The organism is Leifsonia xyli subsp. cynodontis (assembly GCF_050632205.1).
GTDB lineage: Bacteria > Actinomycetota > Actinomycetes > Actinomycetales > Microbacteriaceae > Leifsonia > Leifsonia xyli_D.
Genome location: NZ_CP192578.1, coordinates 2,796,293 through 2,808,621, shown reverse-complemented (window position 1 = coordinate 2,808,621; position 12,329 = coordinate 2,796,293). Strand labels below are relative to the sequence as shown.

General features: G+C 71.0%; 13 protein-coding genes. 8 read left to right on the top strand and 5 right to left on the bottom strand.

The features are described 5' to 3' along the window. The first annotated feature begins 38 nt into the window (after window positions 1–38). Both ACQ86M_RS13930 and ACQ86M_RS13925 read left to right on the top strand, forming a co-directional pair. Window positions 39–914, top strand: coding sequence for a LysR family transcriptional regulator (locus tag ACQ86M_RS13930; RefSeq protein ID WP_431245902.1), 876 nt, complete (start codon window positions 39–41; stop codon window positions 912–914). Window positions 915–991: 77 nt separating this feature from the next. Next, a complete protein-coding gene (locus ACQ86M_RS13925) occupies window positions 992–2,326 on the top strand; it encodes a low temperature requirement protein A (protein ID WP_431245901.1) in 1,335 nt (444 codons plus the stop codon). Here ACQ86M_RS13925 and ACQ86M_RS13920 read toward each other — a convergent pair. Then, window positions 2,298–3,302, bottom strand: a complete 1,005-nt coding sequence (locus tag ACQ86M_RS13920; protein ID WP_431245900.1) for a TerC family protein — start codon at window positions 3,300–3,302, stop codon at window positions 2,298–2,300. The two genes, ACQ86M_RS13925 and ACQ86M_RS13920, sit on opposite strands and share 29 nt — an antisense overlap. Window positions 3,303–3,748: 446 nt before the next feature. Here ACQ86M_RS13920 and ACQ86M_RS13915 point away from each other — a divergent pair, with 446 nt between their 5' ends. Beyond that, window positions 3,749–5,044 (top strand): alpha/beta hydrolase, encoded by a 1,296-nt coding sequence (locus tag ACQ86M_RS13915; RefSeq protein ID WP_431245899.1) that lies wholly within the window; start codon window positions 3,749–3,751, stop codon window positions 5,042–5,044. A 57-nt stretch (window positions 5,045–5,101) separates the two neighbouring features. Here ACQ86M_RS13915 and ACQ86M_RS13910 read toward each other — a convergent pair whose 3' ends face one another. Then, a complete protein-coding gene (locus ACQ86M_RS13910) occupies window positions 5,102–5,440 on the bottom strand; it encodes a DUF4190 domain-containing protein (RefSeq protein WP_431245898.1) in 339 nt (112 codons plus the stop codon). A gap of 210 nt (window positions 5,441–5,650) precedes the next feature. Here ACQ86M_RS13910 and ACQ86M_RS13905 point away from each other — a divergent pair, with 210 nt between their 5' ends. Further along, window positions 5,651–6,247 (top strand): VanZ family protein, encoded by a 597-nt coding sequence (locus ACQ86M_RS13905; RefSeq protein WP_431245897.1) that lies wholly within the window; start codon window positions 5,651–5,653, stop codon window positions 6,245–6,247. Between the two features lie 63 nt (window positions 6,248–6,310). Here the strand turns inward: ACQ86M_RS13905 and ACQ86M_RS13900 are convergent, their stop codons facing one another. Further along, the gene (locus tag ACQ86M_RS13900; RefSeq protein ID WP_431245896.1) at window positions 6,311–7,645 is read right to left on the bottom strand and encodes a cytochrome b; all 1,335 of its coding nucleotides are present in this window, start codon (window positions 7,643–7,645) and stop codon (window positions 6,311–6,313) included. Window positions 7,646–8,135: 490 nt separating this feature from the next. Here ACQ86M_RS13900 and ACQ86M_RS13895 point away from each other — a divergent pair, with 490 nt between their 5' ends. Continuing rightward, window positions 8,136–9,374 carry an MFS transporter gene (locus tag ACQ86M_RS13895; protein WP_431245895.1) on the top strand — a complete coding sequence of 413 codons (1,239 nt, stop codon included), beginning with the start codon at window positions 8,136–8,138 and terminating at the stop codon, window positions 9,372–9,374. Then, a complete protein-coding gene (locus ACQ86M_RS13890; protein WP_431219243.1) occupies window positions 9,371–9,850 on the top strand; it encodes a winged helix-turn-helix transcriptional regulator in 480 nt (159 codons plus the stop codon). Before ACQ86M_RS13895 ends, ACQ86M_RS13890 begins: the two co-directional genes overlap by 4 nt. Window positions 9,851–9,895: 45 nt before the next feature. Here the strand turns inward: ACQ86M_RS13890 and ACQ86M_RS13885 are convergent, their stop codons facing one another. Beyond that, window positions 9,896–10,789 (bottom strand): RNA polymerase sigma-70 factor, encoded by an 894-nt coding sequence (locus ACQ86M_RS13885; RefSeq protein WP_431245894.1) that lies wholly within the window; start codon window positions 10,787–10,789, stop codon window positions 9,896–9,898. 9 nt (window positions 10,790–10,798) lie between these two features. Next, complete coding sequence (locus tag ACQ86M_RS13880) at window positions 10,799–11,560, bottom strand: SDR family oxidoreductase (protein WP_431245893.1); 762 nt, start codon at window positions 11,558–11,560, stop codon at window positions 10,799–10,801. Between the two features lie 155 nt (window positions 11,561–11,715). Between ACQ86M_RS13880 and ACQ86M_RS13875 the strand changes: the two genes are divergently transcribed. Together ACQ86M_RS13875 and ACQ86M_RS13870 are read left to right on the top strand one after the other, a co-directional pair. Further along, complete coding sequence (locus ACQ86M_RS13875) at window positions 11,716–12,108, top strand: hypothetical protein (protein WP_431219240.1); 393 nt, start codon at window positions 11,716–11,718, stop codon at window positions 12,106–12,108. Between the two features lie 51 nt (window positions 12,109–12,159). Continuing rightward, complete coding sequence (locus ACQ86M_RS13870) at window positions 12,160–12,327, top strand: hypothetical protein (RefSeq protein WP_431245892.1); 168 nt, start codon at window positions 12,160–12,162, stop codon at window positions 12,325–12,327. Window positions 12,328–12,329 lie beyond the last annotated feature (2 nt).

Sequence of the window (12,329 nt, the reverse complement as noted above, 5' to 3'; positions counted from 1 at the left end):
AATAGCCGATGGCGAGAATCGAAGGATACGATTGTCCCGTGGACACGCGCCAGCTCGAATACGTCGCCGCGGTCGCGGCGGAAGGCACGTTCACCCGAGCCGCCGAGCGTGTCTTCGCCGCGCAGTCCACGGTGTCTGCGGGCATCCAGAGCCTGGAGCGCGAGCTGGGCGCGCCCCTGTTCGAGCGCGACGCGCACGGCGTGCGTCTGACCGAGGTGGGCGAGGCCGTGCTGCCCGAGGCCCGGGCGGCTCTGGAGGCGGTCGAGCGGATGCGCGAACTGGCGGACCGTGAAGGGCCGCTGCGCGGGACCGTGCGCGTCGGCATCTTCACCAACCTCACCACCGTCGACCTCCCCGGCGTCATGGGCGAGTTCCACCGCAGGCACCCCGAGGTCGACCTGCGCCTCGGTCCGTCGCCCAGCGGCTCCACCGGCCTCGTGGAGGACGTGCGCCAGGGCCGCCTCGACATCGCGTTCCACGGTCTCCCCGACGCCGTGCCCGACCTCCTCACGCGTCCGCTCGCCGATTCGCCCTTCCTCGCGGTGCTGCCGGAGGCGCATCCACTGACCGGTCGCGGCGCCGTCTCGCTCGCCGACCTCGCGGGGGAGCCGTGGGTGGACGCCCGGGCCGGCTTCGGCAACCGCGTGACCCTCGATCGCGCCTTCTCCGCCCTCGGGCTCTCCCGCCGGGTGCCCACGGAGCTGGCCGATCTGGGCGAGATCCCGCGCTTCGTGGCGGCAGGGCTCGGGGTGGCCGCCCTGCCCGAACTGACCATCATCCCGGCCGCGGGTGTCGTCGTGCGTCCGCTCCGCGAGCCGGTCGACTGGCGGCTGAGCGCGATCGCCCGCGCGCGTCCGGGTCGCGCGGCCGAGGCGCTGCTGACGCTGCTGGCCGAGAGGATCGGCGGCGTCTGAGCGCGCAGACGCTCCCGTTACCCTTCCACGTCCGCCGCCGATGCGTCAGACTCGGCGCGAGACCGGGAGGGAGCGGCATGACCGACATGACGGACGACCTGAGGTCGGAGCTGCGGCACCGGGTGCGGCCGATGCGCGGGCGCGACCCGCACGAACGTGGACGCAGCACCACACCGCTGGAGCTGCTCTACGACCTCACGTACGTGGTCGCCTTCGCCGCCGCCTCCGATCAGCTGGCCGGCCAGCTCGCGCACGGGGACGTCTGGCCGGCTCTCGGCGCCTACGCGTTCGCGATCTGGGCGGTCTCCTGGGCGTGGCTCAACTTCACCTGGTTCGCCTCGGCATACGGCAACGATGACGTGCTGTTCCGGCTGGCGACCATCGTGCAGATGATCGGCGTCATCGTGCTGGCGTACGGGTTGCCGGTCAGCTTCGAGCGGGCGGCGCACGGCGAGAGCCCCAACAACCTGCTCATGGTGATCGGCTACATCATCATGCGGGTGCCGCAGATCCTGCTCTGGCTGCGGGCGGCCCGGGAGGATCCGGATCATCGGCGCAACGCCGTCTCGTACGTGATCATCATCTCGATCGCGCAGGTCGGCTGGCTGCTGACCGCGGTCATCCCGCTGCCCGTGGGCGTCACCGTCGGCGCCCTCATCGTGCTCGCTCTGTTCGAGATGGCCGCACCGGTTCTGGCGACCCGTCGCTACGGCTTCTCGCCGTGGAACGCCGGGCACCTGGCGGAGCGGTTCAGCCTGCTGACGATCATCACGATCGGCGAGGTGATCGCGGGGACGACAGCCGCGGTCGGCGTGCTCACCCAGAACGAGGGCTGGTCGATGGAGGCGGTGCTCGTCGCATCCTCGGGGCTGGTGACGGCGGCGGCGGTCTGGTGGACCTACTTCCTGGTGCCGTCGCGCCTGATCCTGGAGCGGCGCCGCGAGCGCGCCTTCGCCTGGCGCTACGCGCATCTCGCGCTGTTCGGGTCGATCGCCGCGATCGGCGCGGGGCTGCACCTGACGACCATCGCCATCGAGGGCGGCGGTGTCTCGATGCTCGGCGTCGCCCTTGCGCTGGCTGTCCCGCTCGCCGTGACGATCGCCCTGATCTTCCTGACCTGGAGCGTGCTGCTGCGGTCGTTCGACCTGACGCACCTGCCGCTCCTGCTGGTCACCCTCGTCCCGCTCGCCGCCGCCGTCGTCGTCGGGGCGGTGACGCATCCGGGCGAGGGCATCGACCTCGAAGAGCCGGGCACGCTGACCGCGCTGAGCATCGTGATCGGACTGGTAGCCCTCGGCGCGGTGATCGAGGTGGTCGGCCACGAGATCGTCGGCTTCCGGCACACCCTGCGCGCCTGGCGACGCGACCCGGGCGCCTCCCCGCTCAGCTCTGCCGAGCCGCGCCCGTCGTGACCTCGGCGCCGCGCGCGTCCTTCCGCGTCTTCCGGAGGCTCAGCACCGCCGCGACGGCGATCGTCGCGCCGATGAAGGCGAGCGAGAACCAGGTCGGGATCTCGGGGATCCACGTCACCGGCTGACCGCCGTTGAGGAAGGGCAGCTCGTTGACGTGCAGCGCGTGGAACACGAGTTTGACACCGATGAAGCCCAGGATGACCGCGAGGCCCTGCGAGAGGTAGACCAGCCGCTCGAGCAGGCCGCCGATGAGGAAGAACAGCTGGCGCAACCCCATCAGCGCGAACGCGTTCGCCGTGAACACGAGGTAGGCCTCGCTGGTGAGCCCGTAGATCGCCGGGATCGAGTCCACAGCGAAGACGACGTCGATGAGGCTAATCGCGATGATGGTGAGCAGCATCGGGGTGACGAAGCGGCGGCCGTCCTTCTTCACGGTGAGGCGGTCACGGTGGTAGTCATCGGTGACCGGGAGGTGGCGGCGCACGAACCGCATGAGCCGGTTGTCGGACGGGTCGGCGTCGTGCGACCCGAACGCCTGACGCCACGCCAGGAACAGCAGCAGCGCGCCGAACAGGTAGAACACCCACGAGTAGTTCTCGATGAGGGAGGCGCCGATCGCGATGAACGCGCCGCGCAGCACGAGGGCGATGATGATGCCGATCATCAGCACCTTCTGCTGGTACGCCTTGGGCACGGCGAACGCCGACATCAGCAGCAGGAAGACGAAGAGGTTGTCGACCGACAGCACCTTCTCGGTGAGGTAGCCGGCGAAGTACTCGCCGCCGTACGTCCAGCCGGAGACCATGCCGATGCCGACGCCGAACAGCAGCGCCAGACCGATGTAGAACGCGGACCAGCGGGCGGACTCGCCGATGGTGGGCTCGTGCGGCCTGCGCACGTGGGCGAAGAACTCGTAGACGAAGAACGCGATCGTGACCGCGATGGTGATGATCCAGATGAGCGGGGTGACCTGCACCGGGACTCCAAGGGGATAGGCGTAGCGACTCGCCAAGGTCTCCTCCGCCCCGGCCTTACGGCTGTGGGACCAGCGGCCCGGGATGCGATGACGCATCCGTAGTGACGGACTCACTGCAAGCGGGAGTACTCCCCTTGATGGCCCCACCCTACCGGCGGAGCGGCCGTCGCGGCTGGGAATCCGCCGGGCCTGCGGCTACCAGCGGACGCCGGTGTCCGCGGCGAGCGCCTCGATGAGCAGCTTGCTGTCCGAGTAGGAGGGGGTGGATCGGTGCCCCGACCAGTCCAGTTCGTCCAGCCGTGGACGGTCCCCGCCCGCCGCCCGCGGCCCCGGTCGACGCGTCGTCCCTTCGCGGCGTCACGGATGCGCCCCAGGCGCGTCTAGATCAGTGGAACCCCGATCGCAGCCGTCCGCCGGCCCTGCTGCCCCCGAGAGTGAGGGAACTCGTGTCCTCATCCCCAGTGCCTCGCCGTTCGCGTCTGGTGCGTCGCGTCCTCGCGTGCGTCCTCTGCCTAGCGGCCGCGGCCGGCATCACCGTCTTCTCGCCCAGTAAGGCGCCGCTGCCGCTCGCGGCTTCGAGTGATGCGCTCTCGCTGAAGGGGTTGAAGCGGCAGAGTCCGCAGGTGCAGGAGTGGGTCGATGCGGTCCGTTCCGCCACTCCCGAGCAGGTTGCGGAGGAGTGGAGCGCGCTGCCTGCGGAGGTCCGCCCGCACGTGACCGCCGCGCTGCCGGTCGTCGCCGGCAACCTCGACGGCCTGCCCTACCGGGTGCGCGACCGGCTGAACCGACGTGCGCTCGCCCAGCGGCTCGAGCTGATGAAGAAGCGGAACGACGAGGCGGCACGGACGGCCGTGAAGGCCTATGAGGCCATCGCCGGCGCGCTCAGACCCCGCTCGCCCCGCCGGTACCTGATGTCGCTGACCGGCGACCTGCCGCCCCTCGCCGCCATCAGTGTCGGCGACCCGGATGCGGCCGACATGGTCACCTGGCAGGTGCCCGGCATGGGCACCTACTCCACCGACATGAAGCTGTGGGCGCTCGCCGCGCAGAACGTGTGGGATGTGCAGGGAACAGTGGGAGCGCCGAAGAAGCGGGCCGTCATCGCCTGGATGGGTTACACGCCGCCGCCGCCACCCCCGAGCATCGAGGCGTCACGCGGCGAGTACGCGCGCGCCGGGGCGCCGAACCTGATCCGGGACATGACCGGGCTCGCGTCCAGCCGGGGAACCCGGGACGCCCCGATCGTGAACGTCGTCGCGCACTCGTACGGGACGACCACCGCGGCGAATGCGCTCGCGCGCGCCGACCTCGGCGTCAACGCCTTCGTGATGCTCGGCTCGGCGGGGATCGAGACGTCCATCCCGCGGGCGTCCGACCTGCACGCCCGCGCGGTGTATGTCTCCGAGGCGCGCAAGGACGGGCTGGCGGGCTGGGGCCGTCTCTCGCGGACCGACCCGCGCGCGCCCCGGTTCGGCGCGATCCAGTTCGGCTCCGACGGGTACGCGAAGCAGCGGCTGCGCGCGGTGACGGGTCACGCTCCGATCCTCCACTCCGCGTGGAACGACAAGATCACGTCGAGCGTCTGGACGAACATCGTGAACATGGTCGACCGGATCGCGAAGTACTGGCAGCACCGCAACAGCTTCGGGTACCTGGACCGGAAGACGGAGTCGCTGGCGAACGTGGCGAGCGCCACCGCCGAGCCCGCGACGAAGCGGGCGCTCACCGACGTGAGGCGGTGAGAGACGCGGGAGGGCGGGACGCCGGGCGGCACCGCCCTCCTGCGTTCTCGTCGGAGCTCAGTAGCCCGCGTACTCGGCAGCATCGACCGCTGCCATGATGAGGACCGGCACGACGACCACGGCGATGAAGAGACCGAACGCGGTGAAGACGTAGCCCAGAATGGTTCCAGCGAGCGCGAGGCCCCGGCCACGGTCGCCCGTCCGCTTGATCTGACGCAGCGCGATGTGGCCGCACACGATCCCGACGATGCCGACGAAGAACGACAGCACGAACGCGACGATGGCGAGCACGTTCATCCGATCGGCGGTCGGAGCCGGGACGGCGAGCGGGGTGGCCGGGGTCGGTTGTGCGGTTTCGACGGGGGCCTCCGTGGCGTCCTCGATCTGATCGGGCATGCGGGTTCCTTTCGTCGGGCGCGACGGAAAATCGCGACGCGGATTTCGGGTTCTTCGTCCTCAAGGACGCGCGAAGTCCGACATCGTGACGCCGCGCCCGCCCGCTCTCAGCGGACTGGCGGCTCCGGTTGCGTCGATCATTCTCGGGTCGTACCGGTTTGCGACTCGCGGCCGATCCGCCAGCAGGGGACGGATTCGTACGGTCGGAGGGTGAGTACAGCCATCCCTGCCGCCCCGCATCGCCCTCGCGACCACCGCATCCTGCTCCGCTCACTGTTCGCGGTGTACCTCGGCCTCTTGACGTGGGCGGTGCTCTGGAAGCTGGGGATGCCATCCCTTCACGGCGGCACCCGCGCCGTGAAGCTCGTGCCGTTCGTCGCGGGTGACGGCTACGGCGTCAACAGCATGCCCGAGATGCTCGCGAACGTGGCCCTCTTCGTCCCGTTCGGCGTCTGCCTGGGGCTGATCGCTCCGCACGCGCGCTGGTGGCGGGCCGCAGCCGCGGCCGCGGCGGTGAGCGTCGGCTTCGAAGCCCTCCAGTTCGCACTCGCGGTCGGCAGCTCGGACGTCACCGACGTCATCCTGAACACCACCGGCGCGGTCCTCGGCTGGGCGGTGCTCGGGGTTGCGCGTGGCGGGCTTCGCGAGCGGACGGCGCCCGTGCTCGCCCGCGTGTGCACCGTCGCAACGGTGCTGGCGCTCGCAGCGGGTGCGGTGGCGCTCGCGAGACCTGTCCACTACGGACCGCCGCCCGGAGAGCTGACGCACGTCCGTCCGCCGGGCGGTGAAGAGCTCACGCCCGGCTGATGACCGATTCGCCCGCCGACCGCTGCAACAGCCACGCCGCCACCCACCACCGCCGCGCCGGGCTCACGCCGCTCCGAAGCGCTCCGGCGGGCCCACCGCGCCGTCGCCGAGCGGTTGGAGCCTGTCCTCGAAGTAGACGCGGGCGAGCGCCGCGCGCATCCGCTCGGACCAGCGGAGCCGCCCGTTCTCGTCCGGATGCGCCGCCGCCCCGTGCGCGGCGGCGGGACCGGCGAGGCGGTAGCGCTCCACCGCATCCACCCGCCCGTGCACCTCGGCGTACTCGCCGCCGGGCAGGCGCACGATGCGTCCCGTCTCGTAGCCGTGCAGCAGGATGTCGCGGTCGCGCTTCTGCAGCGCCAGGCACACCCGGCGGGTGAGCAGGAAAGCGACGAACGGCCCCAGGACGACCATCGCCTGGTACCACGCGACGACCGACTCCACGGTGAGATGGAAGTGCGTCGCCACCAGGTCGGCGCTGCCCGCGCCCCACAGGGCACCGTAGAACACCAGGGCGGCGACGCCCAGGCCGGTGCGCGTGGGCTCGTTGCGCGGCCGGTCCAGGAGGTGGTGCTCGGCGTGGTCGCCGGTGACCCACTCCTCCACGAACGGATAGACCGCGATCGCGAGCAGGAACAGGCCGACGACGAGCAGCGGGAGGAGGATCGCCGGCGTCCACGTGCGGCCCAGCCACTCGACCTCCCAGCCCGGGGGGACCAGGCGCAGGGCGCCGTCGAGGAAGCCGGTGTACCAGTCGGGCTGGCTGCCCGCGGAGGCGTCGCCGGGAGAGGAGGGGCCGTAGAGCCACACCGGGCTGATCGTCACCGTCGCGGCGAGCAGGAGGATGCCGCCGGTCACCAGGGCGAGCAGCCCGCCGGCGCGAACGGCGAGGTTCGGCCAGACCGGCACCCCGACGATCCGCTCCTCGGTCCGGCCCGGGCCGGCGAACTGCGCCGGACCGTTCACGTACGCGCTCCGTGCTCGAGCCGCCATGAGCACGATGAGCAGCACGGGGACGACGGCGACGTGGATCGGGTACAGGTTCTCGATGATCCGCCCCGGGAACTCGCCCCCGAACAGCAGCGCCGACAGCCACGTGCCCACGACCGGGATGCCGAGCACGATGCCCTCCACGATCCGTAAGCCGGTGCCCGAGAGCATGTCATCGGGCAGGGCGTACCCGCTCCACCCTCCGGCCAGCGCGGTCAGCAGCAGCCCGAACAGCAGCAGCCAGGCGAGCCGGCGCGGAGGGCGGAACGCCCCGGTGAAGAAGGTCACCGCCAGTTGCAGGATGAGCGCGGCCGGCAGCAGGAGGGCGGCCCAGTGGTGCGCCTGCCGCACCAGCAGGCCGCCCGGCAGCTCGAACGAGATGGCGAGCGTCGACTGCAGCGCCTTCGACATCTCCGCTCCGGCGAGAGGAGGTACGGGCCGGTATAGGTGACCCGTTCGCTCGACGGCGTGTACCCGAACATCAGGATGAAGCCGGTCACGAACAGGACGACGACGCAGGCGAGGGCGACGACGCCGAACATGGTGGTCCAGTGGAGCGGCGCTCGCCGCATCCTGAGCTCCTCGCGCAGCGCCGTCGCCCGCCGGACGGCCGAGGTTCCCGAGACCAGACGGGACAGCCGCGCGGTCGCGGAGGGGCGGACCCGGCGATGGACGGGCATCATGCCCTCCCCACGAGCTCGCGGTCGTCGGTCATGTACCCCAGGATCCGGCGCATTGCTGCCTCCTGCCTCGTCAGCGGATGCCTTCACCAGCTATGACAAGACAGCGCGCCGGTTTGTGACACGGAGAAGGGACCGGGTCGATCACGGCCCGGAGGAATATTCGCCGTTCGGCCTGAGTTGCAACGGAATACTCAGCCCGAACCGAAAGAAGAGGAACCATGACCCTCGAGACGAGCGCCCTTCCTGTCACGAGACGTGCCACAGCGCCGACCCTGCCCGCGCGGGCCCGATTCTGGACCGCCGCGGCGGTCGCCGGTGTCGCACTGTGGACCAGCGCAGCGCCGACCACCACGTACCCGCTCTACGCCAGCACCTGGCACCTCACGTCGGCGGTGACCACCGCCATCTTCGCGGTGTACCCGATCGTCCTGGTCGTCTTCCTCGTGATCTTCGGTCAGGTGTCCGACTTCATCGGTCGGCGCAACGCGATGCTCATCGGGGTGGGCGCACTCTTCGTCGGCGTCCTTCTCTTCGCGGTCGCGCCCTCGGTCGGCTGGGTCTTCGCCGGTCGTGCCTTCATGGGCGCGGGCGTCGGATTGGCGCTCGCCCCGGCCACTGCAGCTGCTGTCGAGTTCAGCCGGACAGGCCAGGAGGGACGCGCCTCCTCCACCGTCACGGCCGCGACGGCGGTGGGCCTGTCCCTGGCGACGATCGTCGGTGGGGGACTCATCCAATACGCGCCGCTGCCGCTCCACCTGGACTTCTGGGTGCTGCTGGTCGTCGTCGCCGCTGTCCTGGTGATGGTCTCCTTCCTGCCGCGTAGAAGCGCAGCAGCCGCCGAAGGCACCTGGCGCCCTCGTCCCATCCGAATTCCCGCCGGCATCCGCCTGCTCTACGCGACAGCTGCGGCCGCTGTGACCGCCGCCTACGCGTTCGGGTCGGTCTTCCTCGCGCTGGGCGCCGACGTCGCGAAGGATCTGATCGGTTCGCACAACGTCCTCGTGACCGGTCTGGTGCTGGCGATCATGTCGACGATGATCGGTGTCACGGCGGTGCTGGCCCGGCGCTTCGCCCCCGGCCGCCTGGTCATCGCCGGTGCACTGATCACGGTCGTCGACCTCGCGCTGCTGGTGCTCTCGGCCCAGACGCACTCGCTGCCTCTGTTCATGGTCACGACCGTCTTCGCGGGGGCCGGCTACGGACTCCTCTTCTCCGGCGGACTCGGATTGATCGCGACGCACGCGCCCGCGCATCACCGGGGCGGGACGATCTCCGCCGTCTACCTGGTCGCCTACGTCTTCCAGGGAGCGATCGCGTTCACCCTCGGGGCGATCGCCACCGCAGGCGGCCTGGGCACGGCGCTCGTCATCGGCGCGGTCGCGATCGGTGTGCTGGCCGTGACCGCGTTCCTCCTTGCGGGTATCGTCAGGCGCGCAACCCGTGAGGAGAAGAGATGACAGCGAAGAACCGTCCGGCGCCGAACTGCTCGATCGCCCGGACTCTCGAGCTCGTCGGCGACCGCTGGTCGTTCCTCATCCTCCGGGAGGCGCACAACGGGATCACCCGTTTCGCCGATTTCCGGGACCTGCTGGGCATCGCTCCCAACATCCTGACCGCCCGTCTCACCGGGCTGGTCGAGGCGGGAATCCTGGAACGGCGCGAATACCGGGCGGAGGGGGCCCGTGCCCGCACCGACTACCACCTCACCCCCGCGGGCGAGGACCTGAAGCTCGTTCTCGGCGCCCTCCAGCAGTGGGGCGATGTGCACGCGCCCCGAGACGACGGCCCGACCGTGATCCGTCGCGACACCGCCACGGGCGGGCGCATCGGCGTGGCGTTCGTCGACGAGGAGGGCCGCGAAGTGGATTCGCGCGACGTGAGCTTCGAACCGGTCGCCGGCGGGCCCGCGGACCGTTACGCCGGCTGGCGGTGACGGCCGCAGCCGCCGGCTGAGACCGCGCCGGCGGGACCGGGAGCCTTACGCCGGGACGGGCAGCCGCTCCAGCTTCTCCGGGTTGAGCACCCACTGGAGGCGCCGGATGCCGTCGGCCGTCACGTCCAAGGCGACGAACGCCACGACCGCTCCGTCGCGGACCAGCACCGCGGCCGGGGCGCCGTTCGCCTCGACGAGGTGGATGCTGCCCACCCAGAACCGGTCGTGGAACGCATGCACGTACTTGGCGACGGTCTCCCGCGTGAGCACGGGGATGCGCGACGCGCGCGCCAGCCCGCCGCCGTCCGAGTAGCTGACGATGTCGGCGGTGAAGATCCGCTCCAGCTCGGCGATGTCGCCCGACTGCGCGGCGTCGAGGAACGCCTCCAGCATCCGCTTCTGCTCCTGGTGGTCGACCTCCCGCACCTGCCGCTGCTCGGCCAGGTGCTTGCGCGCTCGGCTCACCAGCTGACGGGCCGACGCCTCCGACCCCTGGATGATCTCCGCGATCTGCGGGTACGGGTAGTCGAACGCCTCCCGCAGCACGTAGGCGGCGCGCTCCGTCGGCGACAGCGTCTCGAGCAGCACCAGCACCGCGAACTCGAGCGCCTCCCCGCGCTCCGCGCCCAGCAGGGGATCGGCGCTCGTGTCGACGGGCTCGGGCAGCCACGGCCCCACGTACGACTCGCGGCGGACCCGCGCCGACTGCGCCTGGTTGATCGCCAGCCGGGTCGTGGTCGTGGCCAGGAACGCGGCGGGCTCCCGCACGACAGAGCGGTCGGTGTTCTGCCAGCGCTCCCAGGTGTCCTGCACGATGTCCTCGGCGTCGGCCACCGTTCCGAGCATCCGGTAGGCGATGCCGAAGAGACGGGGACGGGCCGCCGCGAACGTGTCCGCGGCGGCCTGAAGCTCGTCGGTCTGCCCTGTCGCCCCGGCCATGCTCGAATGCTAGCGAGCATCCTCCAGCCAGCGGGAGTACGTGATGGTCCCGGAGCGGTGCTCCGCGATGGCGGGGTCGTTGCCCGGCACGAGGGAGCGGTCGTCCACCTTTCCGCCGTAGTACCCGGCGCCGGGGTCGGTCTGGACCGTCCGGGAGTCGCCGCGCGCAGCCAGCAGGAGGCGGGCGAGCTCGTCGAGCCGCAGCTGCTCCGGTCCGCCCAGCTCGATGATCCCGCCGGTCGGCGCTTCGACGGCCGCATCCGCCAGCGTCGCCGAGACGTCCGCCGCGGCGATCGGCTGCATGAGCACGTTCGACAGCACGGCGGTGTCGCCCCGCGTGGCGCCGTCCGTCAGCGCACCGACGAACTCGAAGAACTGCGTCGCGCGCACGATCGTGAACGGCACGCCGCTCTCGCGCACGATCCGCTCCTGCGCCACCTTCGCCCGCATGTAGCCGATGTCCGTCATCCGGTCGGCTCCGACGATCGAGAGCGCGACGTGGTGGCCGACGCCCGCTTCCTTCTCGGCCGCGACGACGTTCGCGGTCGCGGTGCGGAAGAACTCCATGACCGGCCCGTCCTCGAACGACGGCGCGTTGGCGACGTCCACCACGACGTCCGCGCCCTGCAGCGCCTCGAGCAGGCCCTGGCCGGTGACCGTGTCCACCCCCGTCGACGGGGATGCGGCGACCGCGTCGTGCCCGCGCTCCTGCAGCAGCTCCACCAGTTTCCGGCCGATCAGGCCGGTGCCTCCGATGACGACGATCCTCATTCTCTTCTCCGTTCCGGCGCGCAGGATGCGCGCACTCGCCAGCTATGACCGGGCACCGCCCGTGGTTGTGACAGACCCGGTGTCACATCCGGCCCGCGCGCGTGGTCATAGCTGGTACCGGCCCTTCCCGGCCGGCGCGACGATGAGGAGACATCATGTCCATGACAGTTCGGGTGCCCGCAGTGCGCGGCAGCCGCCGCAGCAGGGTGCGCGATCTGCGCGCTGCCGCATCCGACCGCGACCTGCGCCGGCTGCGCGACCTGCTCGATCCCGACGTGGCGGTCGTGGTGGATTCGGGCGAGCCCGACCACGCGAAGGTCCGGGTCGTCCGCGGCGCCGGCGACGCCTCATTGCTCTTGGCGCGCGGGCTGGGCGCGCTCGACGGGCGAGAGGTGGCCGAGCGCCCGGTGAACGGCGGCCCCGGCCTCATCGTGACCGACGAGGGCCGCACCTCGGCCGCCGTCGCGGTCGACCTGACCGGCCGGCGCGTGAGCGTGGTGTGGGTACTGCTGCATCCGCCGACCATGCGGCGCGGGTACGCCGTGTAGAGACGAGATGGGTCGTCCGCTAGCGTGAGGGATCGATCCCGAGGAGGCCTGATGGGGGTGCCGGCGCTGCAACAGCAGTTCCTCGACGACGTGCTGCCGCGAATCGTCTCTGGTCATCTGTACCGCAGTTGGCGGCCCGGCACCCTCCACCGGAGTCCCGCCGAAGGGCTGGCCGAGGCCTATCTCCGCGACGCGATCGCGACCCTCTCCGACCCTTAGGC